We start from the raw sequence: 23,345 nt of genomic DNA, 5'->3' as shown, positions 1-23,345 counted from the left end.
AGTTGAGGTAGATTTTTGATGCTTATCATAGCCGAGGTGCTCGTCCATTTCGGCATTAAGGGCGGCCTCAACCGTTATCTTTTTAAGCATTTGACTGAATTGATTTAAGTCTTCAGGTGTTTTAATGCTTTTAGCTGCTTCTTTAGCAAAAGCTTCAATATCTTTGTTGTTCATGAGTAATCTGCCTATCCTTGACTCTCTATAGAGTACTTTTTGATAAGCAGTTACACAAAATTAGTTACAGTCTCTTCTTGGTACTCATTAAGTATTTCATTTATCTCATCTAATGTGGCTTGATCGCTGTGGATCAGGTCGATCAGTTCTTCAATATGGCTGAGCTGCGCACTTGCCGCCGTCAAACAAATGCCAATTGGGGTGTTTATCTCATGTGCAACCCCTGACACGAGTCCACCCAAGGCCGCCATTTTTTCTTGCTCAACTAAAACCTGTTGTGCTCGTTTTAGTGCGCTAAGGGATTGTTCTAACTCTAGTGTTCTTTCTTTAACTTGTCTTGCTAGCTCTTCTTTATAGCTACGTTCGAGCTTGAGTAGCCGCTCTCTATCTTCTAAGGCTATTTGCAGTTCCGTCTTAGAATTCTTTAAGGCGCTAAATGAGCTTCTAAGTTGTACTTGCATGCTATTGATGGAATCGGCGACTTGTTTAAACTCATCAATTTTTTCATGACGGTCAAATTGTAGTGGCTCGTATTCATGGTCTATGTCGATATTTTTGCAGTATTGGCTGAGTTTATCTAAGTGTTTAGTAATGTTGAACCACACTAAAAATAGAATAAACCCAGCCACTAAGAAGGTTTTAATGCCATTAGAAAGCAGAATGATAATGGCCTTATCATACAAGCGTTGATAGATAGCATCGACATCGACTTGTATTTCGAGTGTGCCGACATTGATGTTTTCAGTCGGTGATTTATAGACTAAAGGAAAGGTTTTATCTAAGGAGTGTTCTTGTTTCTGCTCGCCTGCATTCCATGCTTGGCCGCTGTCATCTTTAATCGAAATATAGTTAATATCGGGCAGCTGAATTAGCCCATTGAGCTGAGTGTTAATGAGCCGCTCGTCAATAACCCAAATACTGGCGGCGAGCACATCTAAGTTCACCTTTTCCATGTTGGAAAATACTCTATCGATACGCACGACATCATTGCGATAATCACTGATCAACTGATACGCAGTGGTGATTAAGGTGATAACAGAACTAAAAAGTACAATAGACAGGGTAAGGTGCCTGCCTATGGGGCTTTTGATAAGTTGGCTAAAGAATGTCAGCATCTTAAATTTTCTTTATGCAATAGCGGCTTGAGATGCTTATAAGCATAGACCTACAGATCCAGAAAGTGCATTTTCTCGCAGATAAAATCAACGAAATATGTCTTCATTTGTGGCATTAAATTTGCTTATTAGCCGATAAGTTCAATTTTTTGTCACTGGGATAGCACTATGTTTAAACTCAAGCTGGATTCAGTTAAGTTTTTTAGCCCAAAGAAAATGATGTTTAGAGTCATGCTGTGGCTTATGGTGAGTTGTTCTGTCTTACTTCTTATTCCCCCTAATGTGCTGGCAGTGCTGGCGCTCGATAAATTTGTGCCAGAACATGCACAGTTTGTTGGATTAGGTCTAATCGTTTCTATCGCTTATTTTTTGAGTCAATTAATTAATTTAGGCTTAGATGAGTCTATCCGTCATTTAAGTGATAAGCGCGTTATTGAGACGATTGAAGCTAAAGTGAATCTACTTGATCCCGCTGAGCGAGCTTTAGTGAGGGAATTCTTTCTTCAAGGCGCCACGATTTTGACTCTGCCGCAAAATGAACCCGCTGTAAAAAGTCTAGTAAATGCCTGCATCTTAGAAAAGCTCGGTAACGAGCGCCATTATGCAATTCAGGGACCGACCGCTGACTATAAGATTGCCATGAAAGCGCGTATGTACCTCAACCGTGATGTGCTGCGTTTGCCAGCAGGTGAGCCGAGCCAAGAAGAAATGCAGTCGTTGATTAAGGCGCGCCCGCAATTTTTGAATGGATTAGTACAAAACAGAAAACACGCAGCATAGGCGTGTTTAGCCCCACTCGGATGAGTGCTAGCTATGTTTTAGTTAGCACTTTTAACATGCGAGACAACAAAAAATGGGGGTGATAAGACCCCCTAGATTTTGCATTTATACAAGAAACATGAAGAACAACTGGAGCAAAAACTATGGTTTCGGTGCCGACTTCACAATGAACATCCAAGTGATATAAGACACTATCCCTATTGTGCTAAAGATAACGATCATTGAAAGTAAGCCTATGGGGTTACCAAACATTAGATCTAACCAAAATGCCATGACTGAAATCCTCTTTCCTGTAAAGTCCTCGCTAAATTAGCGGTATTCGATAGCTAAAATACTGATCTCGATCAATAAAAAATCGACATAGGAATACAAAGTCATAACCCTTAGTTAACTCTGTGATCTTGGTCAAATTTAAGGATGTGCTTAACAGCGACGAATTCAAATAATTTAGCTTTGTTTCTTCTTCCGTTAGCGTCTAGGATTAACCTATTCAACTCGATCGATATTCAGTTAACGCGCTATTCCATTTATTCGTTCTTGTTTTTATATGAAGGCGCGATATCAGTTTTTTAAAGGAGTAAAAAATGGATTCTAAAAAAAGTCACAAGGATTCAATGGGATATAATTCTATCTTTGCGCCACTATTGTTGCTGATTTATCCCCTCTATTGTTTGGTGATCACAGGGCACTTTGTTGCCATTTTGTGTTTAAGCGCGCTCGCCGCCATTTTAATGTTCAACATCAATAAATTAATTCGTAATTTGAGACAACTTGAGCGCGCCGCCCATCATTTAGGCGAAGGGGATTTAAGTTATCAATTAGAAGAGAAAGATGCGGGCGTGTTCATTAAGGTCGTGCATAGTATCAACCGCATGGGCGAGGATGTAAGCCGCACGATTTTATCTTTGTCTGATACCTGCGAAGGGATGAAAAAAGTGGCCTCGGATATCAAGGTCATCAGTGAGCAGGCAAAACAAGGCGTGTTAGAGCAAGAACATCAAACGGAACTGGCCGCCAGTGCGATGACGCAGATGGTTTCAAGCGTACAAGCCGTATCGCAAAATGCGGTGAGCGCTGCGCAGGCAGCTGATATTGCCCAAAGTTCTGCTAAGCGCGGCGATCAAATCATGAATGGCATAGTCACTAAAATTGGCGCTATGTCGCAACAGATCCATGATACTCGAACCGTGATCGAGCACTTGGCCGCCGACAGCAATAATATCAGTAGCATTATTGAAACCATTTCGCAGGTGGCCGAACAGACCAATTTACTCGCTTTAAATGCTGCCATTGAAAGTGCGAGAGCGGGTGAACATGGTCGCGGTTTTGCTGTAGTTGCCGATGAAGTGCGTAATCTCGCTAAACGAACATCCGAAGCCACGGTTGAGATCCAGCAGCAAATCGCCGCATTACAAAAAGGCGCACAACATGGTGTTGAAGTCATGTTGAAAAACGTGGCGATTGCCGACGAAACGGCTGATATGGTTGATCAAGCTCACAGTGCACTCGGGCAGATTGTCGCTCAGGTGGAGACCATTACCGATATGTCCCATCAAATTGCCACTGCATCGGGACAACAACATACAGTAGCAGAGGAAATTAACAAAAATATCAGTGTGATGGCTGAGCTAGCCCTGAGTAATGCCTCCCACACCAACAACACTAACTTATCGAGTTTGAAAGTGTATAACATGTCGCAGGAAATCGGCTCCTTGCTGCATCGGTTCCATGTGAATGCGGCATTTTTTAATTCGAGTCAGGCGCAAAATAAACTCTTTGTGAAATGGGGGCCTGAGTTAGACATAGGAATGCCTGAGATCAATCGTCAACATCAGCGCTTAGTCTCATTGATCAATGAATTACACCGCACATTAAATGAAGAGTATGGACTCGAAGCCATCAAACGTATCGTGCAAGGGTTAGTGGATTACACGGCCAATCACTTTGCCTATGAAGAGGAACTCTTTGCGCGTTTTGGTTACCCTCAAACTGATAGTCATAAGGAAAAGCACGGCAAGTTAGTTGGGCAAGTACTTGATTTTCAAAAGCGAGTTGTTAGAGGTGAAGATGTTGCCGACGAATTAATGGCTTTCTTGAAAGCTTGGTTGGTAAACCATATTCAAAAAAGTGATAAAGAATATACCGCTTTTTTATTATCCCATGGCGCAGAATAACCCCAAGAGCATGATTTTTGAGCGGTTAAATGCAATTTGTATTAAAGTCGCGGCAAAAGACTTGCCATTGTCATAAGCAAAGGTATAATTCCCAGCACTTAGAGACAGCCAGTTGTTTTGATTGCTTCTAAGTACATATTTGATATGCCAGTGTGGTGAAATCGGTAGACACAGGGGATTCAAAAGTCACAGTGTTTACAGCTTAAATTTCACTAAGCTGTTGATGTAAAAAGTTAATTCAAATGAATTAACGCGCAAAATCCTTGCAAAGATTTGCAAAGTTTTTGAGATTGAAGATTATGCCAGTGTGGTGAAATCGGTAGACACAGTGGATTCAAAAGTCACAGTGTTTACAGCTTTAATTTCACTAAGCTGTTGATGTAAAAAGTTAATTCAAAAGAATTAACGTGCAAAATCCTTGCAAAGATTTGCAAAGTTTTTGAGATTGAAGATAGTGCCAGTGTGGTGAAATCGGTAGACACAGTTGATTCAAAATCAACCGCCTAATAAGCGTGCCAGTTCGAGTCTGGCCACTGGTACCACTTCAAAGCCGACCTTAGCGTCGGTTTTTTTGTACCTAAAATTCAGTCATGTTAGATACTTACCACCAGTTTTGCTTTCAGACATTTGCCCCTACTTTTCGTTTTCACCACTCTGCATACCCCTATTTAGGTCATATCTTTAATCGTCGTCGTTTTCCCATTCTCCATTACTGACTTGATCCCATTATCCCTCGCAGCCGTGCTCGAATACATTTGGCTAGTACCAATGATTTGGTGATTGGCTGCTTTGAGGTTGAAATACGGCTTATCGTTTTTAGCCACTTCTTTAGCATATCGAGCTTCGATTGGGGAGTTGGTTTGCACGGATTCAATACCATTCAACGCACCACTCTTACCTGTGTAAAGCTCGCTGGTGAGAATGACCTCTCCATTCCCCGCCTTTAATACAAACTTAAATTGCTCATTACTGCTTTTACTTAATTCATACCATCCTGACATGGGTTTGCTCCTTATTCTTTAAGACAGTCCATAGCGCAAGCAAGGAAGACATTTCCTGCTTGAGCATCAGTGTAGTCGACTTTAGCGTGTTTAATAGGTGACTTTTGCGGTGGTTTTGAGTGTTTTGAGGGTTAATCTGCCGACACACTGACATTAAAAACGGCTAACTCCTGCCAATAGCACAGGAAGTTTTGCTCCCATATCGGGTAAAACTCTACTGCCGCTTCAATGACGAGTAGGCCACTAATGCTTTGAAATACGCCGCAGCTAAAGTCAAAGTCCAGTTCTTTAACCAACTCCCATTGCCCCATTTGGCCGACATAGCAAAAGTCGGTGATGTAGCATAACTGCCATTGCTCGGTGTGTTTCTCTAGCCTTATCTCCACAGGATGAAAGCCACCCCGTTGTGGGCTGTAATCCGGATCACGAAAGTTAATCGTCACGGCATTGTGGACTTGGTTACTGATAAACGGGGTTAATGCCAATAGCAGTCTGTCAGAGACAGGCAAGGCCAACTCTTTATTAATGGTATTCATCTTGTGTCCTTAGTTGGTGTTAGAACAAATCGCTGTGGGTTTCGCGAAGGCTAGTAAAGCGGTTAAGGCCAATAATCACATGGTCGAGGACATTGATATCCAGCACTTTGGCGCACTCAATGACTTTACGGGTGAATTGAATATCGCTAGTGCTTGGTGTTGGATCGCCTGAAGGGTGGTTATGAACAAGGATAACGCTGGGCATATTCAGAATAACGGCCGTGCGTAACACTTCGACGGGTCGCATACTGATACCGTTCACGGAACCTGTCGCCACCACTTCAACACAGTTAATGGTGTGCTGGGTTGTCAGATTAGCCACGATAAACATTTCTTTGGTTTCATGCTTTAGGTAGTCAAATACCTGCGCGGTATCTTCAGGTCGTGTGATGGCTTGCTCGGCCAAGGCGCACTGGGTTTCTTTGAACTGATATTTGACATTGATTTCACGGATAATCGCCATGGTCTATCCCTATTGATACTAAAGACTCAGGAGAGAAGGGGTTTCCTTCTGCTCCTGATAGTGTGTGCATTACTTGGTGGTTTTGGCTGAGGTATCGCTCTTCGCTTCACTCTTTGCGTCTGTGTTGGCTTTAGCTTTCTTGGTCGGGAACTTAGATGCCTTGAGGATGAACTCATCTAGTTCACCTTTCTCCACTGCATCAATAATCAGCTTGATAGTGTCAGGTAGCTTGGCTTTATCACCGACATCAATAGCGGGTTTATCCTTTACCAGTTCGATAGGCTTAATCCCGATACGGACTTCGAAGTAATAGTGACCTTCACTGTCGTAGTACCATGGGCGCACTGTGATACGGCGGCGCACCTTCTTACGCTCTCCCGTCTCTGGGTCTTTGACACTTTTCTCGCGGTAGGCTTCAAACTCGCTGCCTTGGATAAAGCATTCGGCCATGTCCAATTGCTGCTTAAGCTTGTCAACCAAGCGGGTTCTTTTGCCGATGATAGGCGGCTTAACGGCGATTTCAGGGCGAGCGATAACCTTGAGCGAACTCAATAATGTTGTCATGAGGTGTTCCTTTTCGTGGTTTAGTGGGTTGTATTGTTGGGTTTAGTTGATAAAGCCAATGCGGCGCGTGGCTTGTTTACGGTTGTTTTCTTGGGTTAACAGAGCTATCGCAGTGGCTCTGTGGTTGTGGTTAGGTTGAAATAACATGCGCCTTGCTACGATAGCGAAGTCGCCGGGCGTTAATTGTTGTAGTGCGTGAAGTTGGTCTACTTCGGTTTGGGTTAACTTAGTGATACCCAATACTTGCTTATACAAGGTCTGGCGCTGGCTTTCAGTCAGATAGTCACAGGTCAGCTTAAAGTCAAAGCGGCGCATCACTGCGCCATCGATTGCGCTGAGTGCGTTAGTCGCTGCAAACACGGGCATGGTGTTGCATTCAAGCTGTGACAGCAGTTCGTTGATGAGCTGCACTTCATACTGCGCTTGAGCGCTCTCACGCTGACTGAGCAAGCTATCGACTTCATCAAAGAGCATTAGCTTCTTTGTTCTGTGCGCTTCTCTAAACAGCGCTGCAATGTTCTGCTCGCTCTCACCGACATACTTACTCAGTACATCTGAGCACTTGATGTGCATGATATCCAAGCCGTGGGTTTCAGCTAAGTGATGTACCCAGCCTGTTTTACCTGTACCTGGGGGACCATTGAGTAACACCCTGACAGGGAGGCTGTTGGCTATCGCGGTATCGATATCACTGATAATGGACTGCGTATCTTGTCCGTCGATGGCGTTAAGGTTTAAGCAACTCGGGTCAAAGCTGAGCTGGCCTTGATATTTAGCCGCTGGCGGCTCTTCCCCGCAGGCTTCAAGGGTGGCATCAATAACGTCCAATACCACGATTTCAGCCTCATCCCCTGTTAAGGCTAAGGTACTTGCCACATGGGCGGCGTTCGCAATATAAGCAGGGGCGGCATTAGATTTGCTGGCTAACACCAAGCGAAATGCATCCGATACCTTAAGTGATTTGAGCATGGTTTTACTCATGGCAAAGCTAAAGGCTTCATCGGGTACAGGAATTTCCATCACTAACTTAAAGCGGCGTATGTAGCTTGGTTCAAGTTGCGATACATGGTTGGTAATCCAAATGGCAGGTACAGGATTGGTTTCCAGTAAGCGCATTAGGCCTTCTTTGGAGTAATGCTCATCGGCATGCTTAAACACGCTCTCGCACTCATCGACCAATAACAGGCTTTCATCTGAGCCATCGAGCAAGCTTTGCAGTAGATTAAGGTAGGTTAAGCGTTGGCTAGTCGGCTCTTTACTCAAGAACTCCTCAGTCACTTTACCATCCTCAAACTGCACACTTTGCACTTCCACTAAGCTGCGCCGCAGCGCCTTTGCTAAGGTTCGAGATAGCTCGGTCTTGCCTGTACCCGCTGCCCCATAGAGCAAAATGTTAACGCCTTTCAGCCGCTGAGCCATGGCAGCCCTTAGATAGCGATACACTAAATCAGCATTCACATGCTCAAATTGTTTAAGCTTGAACTGTGCTGTGGGGCTGTGCTTGATAATCGGCGCGAGCAAGGCTTCACGGCGAGTGAGCTTTTCAGTCACCAGCAATACCCTAAACGGCTCAGGTATTCTCAACAAATGCGGTAGGAGCAATGCTGCACCCTCAATAAAGCGATTACGGGCTAAAGGTTCTAGCTGCTCATGGATATCATCACTGCTAAGCCCCGTCTCATGCTCTAACCAATGGATGAGAATATCCGTATCATGGTCAGCTAGCAGGTTAAGCAACTCTTTGAGTCCCGCATTGGCATTGAGCACGATGATGAGCACCATCATGGGTTTCATTGCGGCATCTAGCTTAAACAGTTCACACAGAAACCGCGCATTGTGCTGCACCGTTTCTGCCATTAGAGGGTAATTATCCTTTAGCGGAAACAGCGCGAGGGTGCTGTCGATATCATGGTTAATGCCATGTTGCAGCTTGATACCCACTAACGAGTTAATCGCATAGGACGGCATATACTCAAAGCCATAATTGACGGCTGACAGTAATAAGTCTTCGGCGATTTGAGTCGCAAGGTAGTAACAATGCTTAGCGTGTTTAGCGATGGGTTTGACGTTTATCATCGACTGCCGCGCCCCCGTTTAATGGGTTTATCCGGCGGAATGTAATCCAGCATCGCAGCAGCTTGCTTCATAAACGCATGGTCACGTTTATCGTAAATGGTAGTGGTGCTGATATCGGCGTGTCCTGCCATTTGGCGCACGGTATTGATATCCACATTTTGCTCAAGCAAGCGAGTAATGAAGGTGCGGCGTAAATCATGGGGTGATACGTTATCTACCCCTAGCTCATACAAGGTGTCTTTAACTAACCGATATAAAGCCGTGGGGGTGGTTGGCTCGGTTAGCTTAAGCTTGCCTGTCAGTGTCGACTTACACACTAAATAACCCTGCTGGCGCTGACGCAACTTAAGCCATGCCAACAGATTTAGTTCTACCCATTCAGGTAAGAACAAGGTGCGACTCTTATTACCTTTACCTGCTGCTACGGTCAGGGTATGCAAGTTGGCATCATAGTCACTCAGCATCAACGCCGATAACTCACTGCGGCGCAATCCAGTACCCAAGAACAGGCTGAATATCACCAGATTACGGGTAGCGAAGGTGCCTTTTTGCGTTTTACAGTAATCCAATACTGCGGTCACTTGCTCTGTGCTTAACGGCGTACCTTGATGCTCACCGTGCTTTACCTGATTAATGGTCTGCAAGTTAGCGACTTGCGATAAATCGGCTTTGTTCATCAAGGCCGCCACTTTGACAATATTCTTAATCGCTATCATGGCGCGGTTGATGGAACGGGCTGACCACTGCGCATGGGTCATCATTGCGCGTATTTGCAGCGCTTGTTGATAGTCTATCTGACACAGCTTGTCATCGAGACAGTCTTCTTGCCACTGCATGAGTCGCGCAATACTGCGCATTTGTGAGCTGATAGAGCGCTGACTATTAATAGACAGGCGGCTCAAATACAGCGCATAAGGGGTCGCTGTAGTCATAGAGAACTCCAGTAAGTATATTAAGTTGAATTGTGTTTAGAGGTTTGAACGAGAAGGGAAAAGTGATACTAGAAACACGTTAATAGTATCACTTTTGAGCCTAAATTTCAGCCACTGTTTTTGACACGGTTAACTAGGCTAAGCCTTCGGGGATATGATGCACTTTCGTAACTTACGCAGCACCTTCTCTTGCATCGACTTAAACGCTTTGCTATTAATATACATTGCATGGTGCTTAAGCATGTCATTTCGCGCCATAAAGGCGGCTTCATCAAGCTTCTTTTTGAAGTACACCATCAGTCCATCTCTAAGTGCTAATTTGCGCTCTGCCTCATCTAAGTTGCCGAGTATGTCAGGGCGATAGATTTCGACAGACTTAAACAGGCGACTCATTTTGTGCAGGTCTTGTAGTAACCGAGTGCTACCAGACTGTTGGGGACGGTAAACATTTTCGAAACGTGTTACCGCTAACGGATTACCATCTTCATTAATGAGCATAGGAAGCCGATCCTTTGCCTTTTTAGAACTCATCTCTAACAGCTTTTCTGGCTTGCTATAAGCGACGATATGGCTGTCATTTTGGTTGCATATATACATCGTTTGAACAAAGCGCATCCCCTTATTCTCATGCTCACTGTGATTATCAAAATTCTTTGCCTTTGGCTTATCGACAATCACCAGTGGCGTAGGAACGCACAAGAAGTCAATGGTAATATCACATTGGGTGACATTTGCGCCTCGCATCTTGGCTTTATAGTCCTTAATATACTTAGAGCGCTTTAGCAGATAGAAAAACTCACTAATCTGTTTAGGCGTAAACCGCGCAGGAATAAACTCAATTCTTAGCTTGTTGTGCTTGGTTTTACGATTTTTAGCGTAATCACCAAAGAACATGCGTATCTGCGCTGTCTTATCAGTCTTTAATGAGAATGTCAGTACATCTCTATAGAATTGGCCTTTCTGGCGCTTGGGCTTTGTCTTGGAGCACTGAAATTGGCTATTTTCAAAGATAGACGGAGATTGACTGTATAAATCATCAATCTCATCTTCAGCCACATCCACTGTAATATGCAGCTTATCGATGATGGGATAACACGCCCATGCCTGTGGGTTGGCTAATTGAGATTCAAGCAAACGGCTCTGAAGATGCAGGCCTTTAATGCTATCAGTGACAGCACCTACAGAGGCATGTTGCAATGCGTATTTGAGCGCTTTAGTGTCCATCACGTTTAGCGCTGTATGCTCGGCTAGACGTTGATGCATAGCCTTAGATACAAACTTGTTATGGCTAACACGATACTGAATGACAGCTTCTAAATAGTTATCTATTGTAATGTGAATATCATTGTTACTGTTATCTAAGTACTTATAAATATTAAACATAGTACTATTAATAGCGGGTGTAGATAATTCGTTTTTCATAATAATTCTCTCTGTAAACGGTATTAGATGCAGGGGAGGTAATCCTCCCCATCAGGAACTCAATTAATCGACGATTTTGACGATTAACTGCCATTTTTCAGATGGACGTCCGGTCTTCTTGGTATCATTTACAGATTTAATAACCCCTTCATCGACGAGTATTTGAAGCGCCGCTTTTGCTTTATCATTTTCCTTGTTTATACCAGCCCAATTGCGTTGGGTGATATCACGAGTGGTGAAGCACTTATTTTCATCTAACAGTGATTTGAGGTTCTCTAAAATCTTGAGCGCATTTTCCTTCTTAGCGCTTTTGGAACTCCACAGTTTTTTTAGGTGTTGAAAGTAGTAATGCGTCCATTTACTCGCCATTTTAAGGTCAGTGCTTTTGAGTGTTTTGAGTGTAAAAATTGACGAAGGGTCCTTTTCAAACGTACGAAGCACAGCAATAACCAATGCAATACTCAGCATCATGTCGGGGTATTTCGAGAGTTTATTCTTTACATGTGGTGATATTTTCTCTGACTTTTGTAAGTTACTGAGTTTCGTTTTATAGCTTTCAAACCGTTTTTTAGCATCATCGTTTATTGTCACTTTGATAGGTGCTTTTGAGCTTTTATAAAGCAACTTTACAAGTGCCATTAACGCCCCTATTGATTGTTCATCTACGTGCTCAAGGCTGGTCGAGTGCTCCAACACATAATTGGCATTTGGAAATGTGACTAGTTGAAAGCGATCTAAATAACCATCATCGACTATTTTTTCTGCTGCAATCTTACCTACCAGTTTGCAAATTACACTTGGTTGAGTTGTACCCATCAATGAAATAATTGGGGGCTTAACCGTTTGTATTGATTTGTGAGCAGTGACATTGGTGTAGCTATTTTTTCCATCCATTGCTTCAATCAAATAGCGTCTGAAACCACTATTTTTTGAGGCATAGACTTCTTCTAAAAAGGGAGCAAGCTCATCCTTATAAATCAACACAGGTTCAGACTGGGCTTCAGCAATTTGCAGTAACCCTTTCAGTGTAGGGTCTTGCACCACTAGCATTTTGGGTGCCTTCTTTTGTGGAATTTCTTGATACTTTTCCAGTGCATCATCAAGCTGCTTTTCGATGTCTTTGTATTCATCAGAGGTCGATGAGTAATCTACGAGCTCAACAGAAAGAGACCTTGCCTTCTTTTCGTATGCAAGATTTTTAAGCTTCTGTTTTGAAAGCTGTTTAGCATCATCTTTCGCATTTTTCATTTGCGATTTTGCATGAGACTTTTCAAGATTAGTGAATGGTTCCGTGACCAAGCGGACGGGTGCAGATTTACGGCTTCCGGGTTCAGCGATAATCATGCCTGACAAGTTCGGAGTAATGATATATGCGGTATTGTTCTTATCTGGTTGAATGCGAAAACGGTTAGCAATAGCAAGGCTCAGCGTTGTTAATAAGGCGGTGACCGCGAAATCTGGAACCGACTCTGTTTTTGCGGCAATGGTGCACACCATTTTTAATGCCATCGGTGGTAATTTCCCATCAAATGCAAGTGGCTTCGTGGGTTCGTTTACACGTCCAGTAAAGGCAGAAATAGAGAATTGTATTGTTGCATCAACTATTGTCTCTTGGGATGTAGCTGGTTTTTTTGGGGCTTGGTTTGCCTTTAGTTGTTTATGTTTATGTTGATGTTTTTTATGCTTTTTATGTTTCAGGTTTTTCATGGGCTCTCTCCGGTTATGTATCTCATGGGCCATAATACAGAGAGCATTTAAGATGATTACGGATACTTAGTTTATGAAACAATATAATTTCCCTTGAGTTATTTATTGGTTAAGTTCAATAAATACAAATAGATACATCAAACCCTTAGTGCATTATTTTCAACATTAAAAATGCATTTAAAATGAATCTTTAATGTGATTACTATTAGCGCTATGATTGATATAAAATTAAACTAATAATTATCAATGTATTACATAAGAGCTGCTGCGATGTAGTAATATGCTGACGTGGTGATGGTAGTACAAAAAGGAAGGGAAATGGGCAATAGATTTGGCACGCAAAGTAATCCAATAGTGTTGCTTCCTGAGGTATCTAATCCCTCAATTCCACATAATGATATTTATAGCACTAGAGAACATTTATTAGCATTTTCAAAACTAGGTATTCTCAAGCAAAACATCACTGATGTAGCTCGCCGTGCTAATGAATATAGATTTATAATGAATATCATCTCCAATCCTCACCTAAAACCACTTGAGATAAAAGTGGCGCTCTTCTTATACGAGGAATATTCATTTGGACAAGGCGATTTTTTTGTTGTTTCAGAACGTGAGGCAAACAAAGCGAAATTCTCGGAATTAGGTGGGAAAGACTATTTTTACTTTCGTAACTTGAAGAAATATATGGATATTGAAATGCATTCAAAAAGTGAAATATCAAACCTTGTACCAATTTTGAGTGAGAAACTAAATTTAAAGATTCCAGCATCTAGACTTATTGATTGTCTGCAAAGACTGCATGGTTTTGGTTATATAACCATGACAAAAATTAATTATTATAACTCTGAGCATGGAATTGCCGAGTTAAAAAACATGATCGACACAGGAGTTGATCACTCAGAATGTCGGGCTAAAACATCAGCAGATTCGATAGTAAAGCATATACGCATATCAAGTTATATGGGGCGTTGTGATTTATCAAATAAGTGGTTGATAAAAGCAAAGACTAAAAATAAATCTGGAAAATAATTCTTGTGAATATACTAGGCTGTTCATAATTCTGTGTCGGTTTTATAGCCATGTTTTTATACACATTAATGCAGCCACAGTGTATTGATGACTTAGCAGAGATAAGCGAGATCGCATTCTTCCGAGCTGAACAAGGCTATACCGACCCAATGAACATTAACGTGACCTTCGATAAAGAGAAGAACCAATGGTGTTACATTGAGGTCGCTGAATAATTCTTGCTAGCTGCCATTCTACGCCTATAATTGCTGTATATAATTACAGTGGTTTATTGCTATGCGTGTTATCCCTATTCCTGCCCGTGCAGGCATTACAGGTTTTGAGTCACCAGCTGCTGAATACACGCAGCTAGGTCTAAGCTTGGATGAGTTATTGATTAACCATCCAAGTTCGACTTTTCTCGCCTTTGCAGAAGGGGATTCGATGCAAGATGTCGGCATCTTTGATGGCGATGTACTCATTGTTGACCGCCATGAGACAGTGCGTAATGGCGATGTGATTGTTGCCAGTTTAAATAGGGAGTTTGTTTGCAAAATCATTGATATACCCCGCCGTTTACTGCTTTCCTCCAATCAGCAACACCAGCCTGTCATCATTCACGAATACGATGAATTTAGTATTGAAGGGGTTATTACTCGTTCTATCCGTTGCCACCGTAAAAGTCCCATATTGAGTGAAAAGTAGATGTTTGCGCTAGTCGATGCCAATAGCTTCTACTGTAGCGCGGAACAGGTGTTCCGGCCTGATTGGCGTGGTAAGCCTATAATTGTACTCAGTAACAACGATGGGATGATTGTTGCTGCCAATAGACAAGCCAAAGAAGCGGGTATTCAGAAGTTTGTGCCTTACTTTCAAGTCAAAGCACTCTGCGCTAAGCGTGGTGTTATTGCTTGTTCGTCTAACTATGAACTGTATGCTGATTTGTCTAGCAAGATGATGGACATCATCGGCCGCTTTGCACCTGAGCAGCATGTCTACAGTATCGATGAAACCTTCCTGTCGTTTAAGAATTGTTATCCTGCAATAAAGTGCCTGCATACCCAAGGACAATTGATAAGGCGAGCTGTATGGAAAGAAGCCCGTTTACCTGTTTGTGTGGGGATTGCTAAAACCCTGACGCTGGCGAAACTAGCTAACCATGCTGCTAAGAAGATAGAGGGCTATAAAGGTGTCTGTGTTATCGACAATGACCAAGACCGAATCGCTATTTTAAAGCAGCTTGCAGTGGGTGATGTTTGGGGGATAGGACGTAGGCTTAGCGCTAAGCTCGAACTGATGAATATCCGTACTGCGTTTGACCTCGCTAACATGCCAGCAGGATTAGCCTGTAAACAGTTCAGCATCGAAGTCGAGCGCACAGTACGCGAGCTTAACGGCCAAGTATGCAAGGTGTGGGATGAAGCAAGGGCTGATAAGAAGCAGATATTCTCGACAAGAAGCATGGGTGAACGCATCACCGATTTTGAATCGTTACTCCAATCACTGAGCAAGCATGTGGGTATTGCGGCTGCTAAAGCACGTAAGCAAGGCTCAGTCTGCAAGACTATGCTGTTATTTGCCAGTAACTCTCCTCATGATGAGCGCCCTGTTAGTTATAAAACAGTGGTGCATTTTCCTTGTCCAACTAACTGTACTGTCGAGTTGACTAAGGCTATCTGTGAAGCCGCACCTAAGCTATTTCGTGAAGGTGTACGCTATTACAAGATAGGCGTAGGTTTGATGGACTTAGCGAGCGAGCAGCATAGCCAATTAGACTTGTTCAATCCTCTCACCGCAAAGCCAGCACTAATGCTTACACTCGATCACATTAACCAACGTTATGGTAGTGATACTCTGTTTGTCGCTGCTCAAGGCATAGAGCAAAAATGGTCTATGCGGAGGGACTTATTGACGCCTCAATATACGACTAAGTGGCGAAGTATGCCGATCATTAAGTGCTAGCGAGGAAATGCCCCAAAGTGTGTTTCGCAGTTTAAAAGGTGAATAGGCCAAGTAAAGCTTTGCCTATATAAAAATTGATGGTTCGACTTAGAAGCGACATACCCCATCTTTTCCGTAGTTTGAATGCTTTAATTAAAGTCAAAGTCGTGGGGTTTCCCCCCTCACCCGACCAAGGAGGACTGCTCGTCCTATCCTCCTTGGATGCTCCAAGACACCCCAACGGAGTTGAAAGCCCCTTGTGCTCATTGCCAAATTTGCTATCGCTTCCGAAGGAAGCGTCTCTGCATCTGCGAAAGCTAGCTTGCCATCCATGGCAAGACTCACGCAATTTGTCTATTCGCCCAGCGGCAACTTCGAGGGGAGGTGTATTCCTTGGGGTTTTGAGTCGTTAGATAGTGATTCATCAGCAAAAAATAAGCGTGAAAGAACGGGAAAGGTAAAGCGATATCAAGTGATTACCATCAAACTCAATAAAATACACTACCGCAAAAATGCAAATTCCTATAGCATCATTTATACCAATTGACATGGATGTGGCAGCGACCAAGTCCAACAAGCGATTTATGCCCTGCAAACAGCGCAGCGCATAAATACTAAGACGTTGATTATTTAAATTCGGAGGAAATATGTTTGGAGCTAAGTACAGTAGAATGAAGTTTTGGCTAATAAATCTACTAGTTATTTTTATTGGCTCGTTTGTTATGGGCATGACTAAGGCTATTGGTTCAGAAGGTGCTAATGCAATAGCATCATTAATTGTTGTTATAATCCTGATTCATGTTTTGGCAAATCGCATTAGAGGGTTTGGCAGTAATCCTTGGCTAGCATTATGGGCTATTCTTCCACTTGTTGGCCTACTTCAATCTTTGTACTACGGATGCAAAAAGTCTGGAGAGATGCCTCAGTCAGAATAATAACCAGTTACTCAAGTGCACTCCGGCCGCAAAAAGCGCGGCCTCCGCGGGACAGCTTAGCAATTTTAAGGTAAGGTCATGATAAAAGACATACTTAAGAGTGCATTCAATAACTTCCAAGCATTTCTTGTAACTTGGGTAGTCATAATAATCGTTAATCAACTTTTCATATTCGGGGCGTGCTTTGCTCCATACTGCCTTGTGGCAGCATTACCGCATACCTTTGTTATTGCGGTTTTGCTTAATTATTTTCTTAATACTGAAAAATCAAATGAGCCTCAGAAGTCAGCAAAACCAGCAAAACCAGCAAAACCAGCAAAACCAGCAAAACCAGCAAAACCAGCAAAACCAGCAAAACCAGCAAACGATAATCAATTTAAATACACGCAAGTAGAAAGCAATATTGAAGAGGATGATTTTGAAGAAATTGAAATACCTTTTTGCCCGAAGTGTGGATCAAAGATGGTTCTAAGAACTGCTAAAAATGGGCAGTATGCTGGCAATAAGTTTTGGGGGTGTTCTAAATACCCTAACTGCAAAGGTTTGTTGAATATATAAAAATATGACAAATGCCTAAACCAAAGGACGCAAAACAGCAGGCTTGCGCTCCTTCGTCGCTAAGTTTAGCCTGCTATTTCGCGCTGTTTAGGCAAGCGTTAGACCACAAAATTGAGGTTCGCGAGAGCGTGGAACGATTCGTATCACCACCAATTGATCAGCTAGAAGGGCTCCGCCAGCCACTGACCACAGGCGAACGGCTCGTATTCGACTTGTTCAGCGAGAGATTAGCGCCCGAATGGGAGATATACATCCAGCCACACTTAAATGGATTGAGGCCAGATTTCGTTCTTTTAAATCCGAATGTTGGAATTGCTGTATTCGAAGTTAAAGACTGGAACCTCGATGCGATGCAGTACTGGACTGAAAGAAGAGATGGGATGGCTCCCAAACTATGTGCAAGCGACGGCAATAAGTCATTCTCAATCCAAAGCCAAAACCCTATCGAGAAAATATTCAGATACAAACAGGAAATTCATAACCTTTACTGCCCGAGGTTAAACGGAAAGGCAGGTTTTTCCACTATTACTGCGGGTGTGATATTTCCGTTTGCCAGACAAGAGCAGATAAATAGGTTACTGGAGCCCTGCTTAGCCTACAGAGGAATGCTGGAATGGTCTCAATACAATCCAATCTCTGGTGCAGAAGCAATTTCAGAAAGCAGAATTGACCTAGTATTCCCCGAAAGTCGTCGGTCTTCGTCAAGATTCATGACGGAAGATCAAGCCAACGACATGAGGAACTGGCTTGTTGAGCCAGATTACGCTGCTACCCAACGAAAACCGATCGAGTTGGATGCTGCGCAAAGAGGCTATGTAACTTCACGCACTCAATCCGGTTACAGGCGAATCAAAGGACCGGCAGGCTCCGGGAAATCTCTAATCCTTGCGGCCAGAGCCGCGCAACTGCTTGGCGAGGGCAAGGAAGTCCTTGTTGTAACCTTCAATATCACTTTGCTGCACTACCTGATGGATGTAGCTGTGAGGTGGCCAAATGCTCATGGGCGGACGAGGCAAGGAATAACTTGGCTGAACTTTCACGCTTGGTGTAAACGGGTGTGTGAAGAGTCCGACCACGAGGATGAGTATCGCGACCTTTGGAAAGGCGGAGAGGGGCAACTGAATCAAATTCTCAGCACGCAACTTCCTTTGCTCGTAGCCAGTTGCATAAATAACGACGATGAAGACGTTATACAACGATACGATGCCGTGCTTGTAGACGAGGGGCAGGATTTCCTTCCCACTTGGTGGAATGTATTGAGAAAAGTGTGTAGCGCAGGCGGGGAAATGTTGCTTGTCGCTGATGCGACGCAGGACATCTATGGAACTGCTCGATCCTGGACGGACGAAGCCATGACTGGTGCGGGGTTTCCGGGCGGTAGATGGGCAGAGCTTCAGACATGCTACAGGCTCCCGCCTACAGCAATGGAAACTGCACGAACTTTTGCCAGTCGTTATTTACCAAGCGACACGGTTGACCTACCAAACGGTATTCAGGGGGAGCTTGATCTTTATCCGTGCCAGCTACGGTGGGTACAGACATCTTCTGGAAATAGCGTACAAGTCTGTACGGAAGAAATTCTTAGAATGGCTCCAAGAGCCCAAGAAGACATTTTGGCCATTACGGATATTACGTTCCTAACCGGAACACAAGTGATGGGGGCGGCTGTAGTAAGTGCTCTTGAATCAAAGGGCGTTAATGCAGTTCATACATACTGTTCCGATAAGAAGGAGTCACGCCGAAAGAAGATGGGGTTTTATATGGGGGACGCTAGAGTTAAAGCGACAACCCTACATAGCTTCAAAGGCTGGGAGTCCCGCGCAATTGTTCTCTTCATAGGCGAGAAAATTGACAATCAAGCACTCGCATTGATCTACACGGGGCTAACCCGGCTTAAACGGCATGAAAAGGGAAGCTATCTCACGGTCGTTTCAAGTGCCGGTGATCTTGCTGATTTCGGAAAATCATGGTCGAACTATGAAGAGAGGTAAAGCATGCGAGTTGCGGTCTAACAAATAAGGATAGGCCGCGCGTAGCCGCGACCTTATCCCAAGTGTTGAACAAGCACGATGCTAGTTGTTGACACTTTATTATGCAAATAGCAGATTGAGAATTTTTTCTGGCGAAGGTCTTATTTTCAAAGTGACTTTTGTGCAGACATGACTCGCCCTTAGCGAACGAACTAATATTTTTATCATTTGTTTATCAAGTCGTTATCGAGTACTCATTCTGCTATGATTAAGCTAACCAATTAGTGATCAGTTGGTGAGTATCAGATAGGACCTTCGGAGGAAACAGACGCATTAACAGTGATATTCGTACAATAACCTTCTTGATGGAAATCTACTGGCGACAAAGAGCTTTCGCCATCTACCAGCGCCGCAATAGCTCAGGCCGCAGCATTCCTAATTCAGTCACTGTAACGTCCCTTGATGGGAGCTGTGAGTTCATCAGTCGGCATTTTGCATATGTAAGTGATGCTATTCGCTCTGTAGAGAAATCGTGAAGCGTCTTGCGTAACAATGCTCAAGATCTAATTAGTTATGCAGTTTTGTATGCATAATCGCTGAATAGTCGCTGACTCACGTTGATTGCTACGAAAACTGCTCAAAACTGCACGTAAATCACCTTTAAAAATGACGTTATAGGAGTTCATTACTTTTCCTTGTGATGTGAATAGAGCTATTGGTTGCTGTATATACAGAACTCAAGTGTGCTCAATGGCTTAAAAGAGGACTATAAGCATCAAATGCGGACTATAATCCGTGGTTAGTTGATAAGCAAATTCACATAGTGTTTGCCTTGTGATCAAGGAGACACTATGAAAACTTTAGCGACTTAATTAGGTCATGCTATGCGTAAAATGAGAAAGCTCAGAGGCTTATCTCAGGATGAATTAGCGTTAAGGGAAGAAATTGACCGTAGTTACATCGGCCGTATAGAAAGAGCAGAGGTAAACTTAACGCTTGATATGTATAAAAAACCGCTACCGTAAAAAAACAAATTCCTATAGCATCATTTATACCAATTGACATGGATGTGGCAGCGGCCATATTTAAGATTGAGTGAACAAGCGGTTTATGCCCTGCAAACAGCGCATAAATACTAAGACGTTATAGCACTTCACTGATTAAGGATCTCAAGAAATGGAAAATGAATTAGCGATGGATACAACCGAAATCCCAAAGAAGCAAACGTCACTGCGATTAGCGATTATATTATCTTTGATTTCGTATATAGTGGCATTCTGCACCATGTTTTACGAAGATAATGGAGTGTTTTTTTCTACAGTACTATTCGATCATCCAGCGGCATTTTCGCAATACTTGGCGGAAGCGTTTGGGGGGGCGCTACTATTCCCAATAGTACACGTTGGAATAGCATCCTTTTTTAAATCAAAGCGGAACCCAAGCTCGCGAAGAAATATTTTCATCGGCTGGTCAATCGTCATTATTGGTGTTGTTCTCATTCAACTGCTTTCATTCGCAAATGGCACACTAAAGCTATAACAAGGCGCAGCAATCGCCCGGAAAAAAGCCGCCGGGCTGGGACGCTTTATTCGCCGCTTCGCTCTGGGCAAAGCGCCCTTGTGAGCGGCGTTAACCTATATAAATTTTAATCCGAAACCAACGGATTAGAGTAAAAAAATAACTCGTCTTTTGTCCCAAAGTAAGCTTGTGAATCAGTTTCTCACAGACTGATTCACGCATAAATCTCAGCGATCTTGAGTTCATTGTGCGCTGACATGCTTCTGTTCGCCTAAGCGAGTAAGAAGTCAGAGATGAGTCAAAATCTGAATTTTTATGCAGTTTCATGTGCATAAGTGAAGGCTATCGACATAATCTAGCTATTCGCTATGAAAACAGCTGAAATCTGCTCGAAAACACACGAATTTTGCATGTTAATACATATTAAAGTGCAAATCATTTTCAAATCAGCACTGGCAATGAAACTCGTATAGCTTCAATCAAGCTGACCAATTGTTTTAAACCACAACAGTATGGTTGAGTTTAGGAGTGCTTACTTATAATGTATTCACAGGCTTTAATATTGATCCTTACAAATGTATCCCAATCATATTCCTGTGAATAATTGAGAGAGTACTGTTTGTCAACTCGGCAGATATCAGGTCTGTTTTCATAGATCGAGCATAACTTTGTACCTTCATCGTAATGAAGACATACACTATCTCCGCGGTCGAGATCTTTTGTCTCTTGAGCCGTTCCAACAAGTTGACAACAGAGTCCACACTTTGAACAGGGAAATGTATTCATTTTTTTGTTAACGAAGTTAGCCATTGTTTAGTGCTAGACTTGTTTCCCATTTCAAAAGGAAGGTCAATTTTACGTTTTTTAACCTCTTCAGAAATTAAACTAGACTTTAGAACTTCGTTGTTACAGGCCTGAAGTTGTTCCGAAAAACTCAATATTTCACTCGTATCAAGATTGAACTCTAATTTACTAAGTTCAAGTAAGTATCTATCAAGCTCATCATTAATTGCCTGATATTTTTTGATTGTACCTGCATGTGGCATGATAGATTCAATGTAGTTCCAAATATTTTGCGCTATTTCACTATGTAGTAAAAAATAATTTAAACCCAATGTAACAATGCCAGTGATAAATGCACCTGCGAATGCAGCAAGCTCAGCACCAAATGGGAATGATAAGATTGGTATTAGTTGGGAGTATGCAATGCTGCCAACAACAGTCGATATTGCCAGTGATAGAATAGATACTACTGATTTACATAGCTCTACAAAAGAAAGTTTTTCAGGGTTAAAGATTAAGACTTTAATTGCTTTAACTAGATGAGACCATATTTCACGGATAATCTTGACTGCTTGCTTTTGGGTGGTAGCAAAGATGTTGAAGATGGTCGTTGTTAGGCTTCCCATTACACCAGCTAGAAATCCGTCTTTAAAAGTATTAAGAAATTCTTTAAATCTTAATTTTACTCTTTCCCAAATATTTCTAAATGTATTACTTATTTTTTCTAGAAAAACATCAAGTTGAAACTTTATTTTTAAACTTTGGTAAATCTTTGGTATCTCTTCACGAAGTTCGAACCAAACTTCAGCCAATACAAGTCCCAGAACCTGTCTTGTACCCATCTTAAGACCAGCTAAGCCGGAAGCTTTAGCTGTAGATTTTAAAAACTTACTACTTGTGTAGTAAGTTAGGTTAATTTGTTGATTATAACGGTCTCTTGACTCTTGATCTGCTTTACGCATTTTCTCTGGATCAACAGACTTCAATTGTTCTACTTTTTCTTTGCTATTTTGGATCTGATACTCTAGTTCACGAGCTTTATGCTGTTCTTCTGGTGTATTTCTAGGCATGCTAGAAAGACGAGACTCATCCGCAAAAATTTTTTTCTCATTCGTTTCAATCAAGCCTGGCAACTTATCTAAGTATTCTGATACAGAAGTTTGGCCTTTAGAACGATTAATTGACTGATGAGTTGATTTCAGATTTCCTGATTGGTTTGCTAACTCAACACCATCAAGGCCTGCAAGCACTCGTCCTGCATCTTCGTGAATCTCTTTTGCACTAATGACATGGTCAAGATCCCTTTTTTTTAGCTCATCCTGAGACATAGCTTGGTTTCTGTAACCATCATCTAGCCTTCCTTGTTTATGTTGCTCTTTATCATTGCGACCAGTTTGCTTATAGTTCTCATGCTTGTGATAAGGGTCTGAATTGTATGCTTCCTGATTGTTATATTTATTTTTCTCGATATCAGTAGCATATACACCGTTTCTAGCGTTATGAATAGTATCAACTTCACCACCAGTTTTATCTTCAAAAAGTAAGAAGTCTAAACCAAATGTAGTCGTCAGGCTTTGTACAAAAGTCTTTTCTAGTTCTTTTTGCCAAGGGTAATTGATCGCTTCTGAATTCATTAATATCGTTTTCCATAACAGAATGGAGGGGATTAAGCCCCCTCCTTTGTAAGA

21 protein-coding genes, 1 tRNA gene and 3 pseudogenes are annotated in these 23,345 nt (G+C 42.5%); 12 read left to right on the top strand and 13 right to left on the bottom strand.

The window, feature by feature from the left end; translation table 11 throughout:
• Positions 1–174: pseudogene (locus L5M18_RS13795) on the bottom strand (IS256 family transposase); the annotation flags it as partial.
• A 74-nt stretch (positions 175–248) separates the two neighbouring features.
• Positions 249–1,289 (bottom strand): annotated as a pseudogene (locus tag L5M18_RS13790) (histidine kinase); the annotation flags it as partial.
• Positions 1,290–1,457: 168 nt separating this feature from the next.
• Between L5M18_RS13790 and L5M18_RS13785 the strand changes: the two are divergent.
• On the top strand, positions 1,458–2,069 hold the full coding sequence (locus L5M18_RS13785; protein ID WP_105251480.1) for a superinfection exclusion B family protein: 612 nt from the start codon (positions 1,458–1,460) through the stop codon (positions 2,067–2,069).
• Between the two features lie 141 nt (positions 2,070–2,210).
• On the opposite strand, the gene L5M18_RS13780 is transcribed toward L5M18_RS13785, so the two are convergent.
• On the bottom strand, positions 2,211–2,342 hold the full coding sequence (locus L5M18_RS13780) for a DUF3149 domain-containing protein (protein ID WP_105251481.1): 132 nt from the start codon (positions 2,340–2,342) through the stop codon (positions 2,211–2,213).
• Positions 2,343–2,653: 311 nt separating this feature from the next.
• Between L5M18_RS13780 and L5M18_RS13775 the strand changes: the two genes are divergently transcribed.
• Positions 2,654–4,243 carry a bacteriohemerythrin gene (locus L5M18_RS13775; RefSeq protein WP_263197381.1) on the top strand — a complete coding sequence of 530 codons (1,590 nt, stop codon included), beginning with the start codon at positions 2,654–2,656 and terminating at the stop codon, positions 4,241–4,243.
• Between the two features lie 456 nt (positions 4,244–4,699).
• Positions 4,700–4,785 (top strand) — tRNA-Leu (locus L5M18_RS13770).
• Between the two features lie 126 nt (positions 4,786–4,911).
• Here L5M18_RS13770 and L5M18_RS13765 read toward each other — a convergent pair.
• The 8 genes and pseudogenes from L5M18_RS13765 to L5M18_RS13730 form a co-directional block, all read right to left on the bottom strand.
• Entirely contained in the window at positions 4,912–5,244 is a 333-nt protein-coding gene (locus L5M18_RS13765) for a YegP family protein (protein ID WP_263197379.1), read from the bottom strand.
• Positions 5,245–5,375: 131 nt separating this feature from the next.
• Complete coding sequence (locus L5M18_RS13760) at positions 5,376–5,780, bottom strand: DUF2787 domain-containing protein (RefSeq protein WP_263197378.1); 405 nt, start codon at positions 5,778–5,780, stop codon at positions 5,376–5,378.
• Positions 5,781–5,799: 19 nt separating this feature from the next.
• The gene (locus L5M18_RS13755) at positions 5,800–6,243 is read right to left on the bottom strand and encodes a JAB domain-containing protein (protein WP_115335485.1); all 444 of its coding nucleotides are present in this window, start codon (positions 6,241–6,243) and stop codon (positions 5,800–5,802) included.
• A gap of 69 nt (positions 6,244–6,312) precedes the next feature.
• A pseudogene (locus L5M18_RS13750) lies at positions 6,313–6,837 on the bottom strand (DUF6641 family protein); the annotation flags it as partial.
• Positions 6,838–6,849: 12 nt separating this feature from the next.
• Positions 6,850–8,883, bottom strand: a complete 2,034-nt coding sequence (locus L5M18_RS13745; protein WP_263197372.1) for an AAA family ATPase — start codon at positions 8,881–8,883, stop codon at positions 6,850–6,852.
• Positions 8,880–9,815, bottom strand: coding sequence for a tyrosine-type recombinase/integrase (locus tag L5M18_RS13740; RefSeq protein ID WP_263197371.1), 936 nt, complete (start codon positions 9,813–9,815; stop codon positions 8,880–8,882). The genes L5M18_RS13745 and L5M18_RS13740 overlap by 4 nt, the downstream gene beginning before the upstream one ends.
• 138 nt (positions 9,816–9,953) lie before the next feature.
• Complete coding sequence (locus tag L5M18_RS13735) at positions 9,954–11,237, bottom strand: hypothetical protein (RefSeq protein WP_263197367.1); 1,284 nt, start codon at positions 11,235–11,237, stop codon at positions 9,954–9,956.
• Between the two features lie 63 nt (positions 11,238–11,300).
• Positions 11,301–12,944, bottom strand: a complete 1,644-nt coding sequence (locus tag L5M18_RS13730) for a YfjI family protein (RefSeq protein ID WP_263197365.1) — start codon at positions 12,942–12,944, stop codon at positions 11,301–11,303.
• Between the two features lie 318 nt (positions 12,945–13,262).
• On the opposite strand from L5M18_RS13730, the gene L5M18_RS13725 reads away from it, so the two are divergent.
• The 9 genes from L5M18_RS13725 to L5M18_RS13685 all read left to right on the top strand — a co-directional run bounded on the left by L5M18_RS13725 (position 13,263) and on the right by L5M18_RS13685 (position 20,895).
• Complete coding sequence (locus L5M18_RS13725) at positions 13,263–13,973, top strand: hypothetical protein (RefSeq protein WP_263197363.1); 711 nt, start codon at positions 13,263–13,265, stop codon at positions 13,971–13,973.
• Between the two features lie 50 nt (positions 13,974–14,023).
• Complete coding sequence (locus tag L5M18_RS13720) at positions 14,024–14,188, top strand: hypothetical protein (RefSeq protein ID WP_263197362.1); 165 nt, start codon at positions 14,024–14,026, stop codon at positions 14,186–14,188.
• 61 nt (positions 14,189–14,249) lie between these two features.
• Entirely contained in the window at positions 14,250–14,657 is a 408-nt protein-coding gene (locus L5M18_RS13715) for a LexA family protein (protein WP_263197360.1), read from the top strand.
• Positions 14,658–15,914: a Y-family DNA polymerase gene (locus L5M18_RS13710; protein WP_263197358.1), complete on the top strand. Its 1,257-nt coding sequence runs from the start codon at positions 14,658–14,660 to the stop codon at positions 15,912–15,914. It abuts the gene before it with no gap.
• 626 nt (positions 15,915–16,540) lie between these two features.
• Positions 16,541–16,828, top strand: coding sequence for a DUF805 domain-containing protein (locus tag L5M18_RS13705; RefSeq protein ID WP_263197357.1), 288 nt, complete (start codon positions 16,541–16,543; stop codon positions 16,826–16,828).
• 78 nt (positions 16,829–16,906) lie between these two features.
• The gene (locus L5M18_RS13700) at positions 16,907–17,386 is read left to right on the top strand and encodes a topoisomerase DNA-binding C4 zinc finger domain-containing protein (RefSeq protein WP_263197356.1); all 480 of its coding nucleotides are present in this window, start codon (positions 16,907–16,909) and stop codon (positions 17,384–17,386) included.
• Between the two features lie 128 nt (positions 17,387–17,514).
• On the top strand, positions 17,515–19,377 hold the full coding sequence (locus tag L5M18_RS13695) for a nuclease-related domain-containing DEAD/DEAH box helicase (protein WP_263197354.1): 1,863 nt from the start codon (positions 17,515–17,517) through the stop codon (positions 19,375–19,377).
• An 863-nt stretch (positions 19,378–20,240) separates the two neighbouring features.
• The gene (locus tag L5M18_RS13690; RefSeq protein WP_263197353.1) at positions 20,241–20,381 is read left to right on the top strand and encodes a helix-turn-helix domain-containing protein; all 141 of its coding nucleotides are present in this window, start codon (positions 20,241–20,243) and stop codon (positions 20,379–20,381) included.
• A gap of 151 nt (positions 20,382–20,532) precedes the next feature.
• Entirely contained in the window at positions 20,533–20,895 is a 363-nt protein-coding gene (locus L5M18_RS13685) for a hypothetical protein (RefSeq protein ID WP_263197351.1), read from the top strand.
• A gap of 501 nt (positions 20,896–21,396) precedes the next feature.
• Here L5M18_RS13685 and L5M18_RS23490 read toward each other — a convergent pair.
• Positions 21,397–21,660 (bottom strand): YkgJ family cysteine cluster protein, encoded by a 264-nt coding sequence (locus tag L5M18_RS23490; RefSeq protein ID WP_411569274.1) that lies wholly within the window; start codon positions 21,658–21,660, stop codon positions 21,397–21,399.
• Positions 21,657–23,291, bottom strand: a complete 1,635-nt coding sequence (locus L5M18_RS13680; RefSeq protein ID WP_263197348.1) for a hypothetical protein — start codon at positions 23,289–23,291, stop codon at positions 21,657–21,659. Before L5M18_RS13680 ends, L5M18_RS23490 begins: the two co-directional genes overlap by 4 nt.
• Positions 23,292–23,345 lie beyond the last annotated feature (54 nt).

The sequence above is a fragment of the Shewanella sp. SM20 genome (assembly GCF_025654545.1).
Taxonomy (GTDB): Bacteria; Pseudomonadota; Gammaproteobacteria; order Enterobacterales; family Shewanellaceae; genus Shewanella; species Shewanella oncorhynchi.
This window is presented reverse-complemented; position numbering and strand designations above follow the sequence as displayed.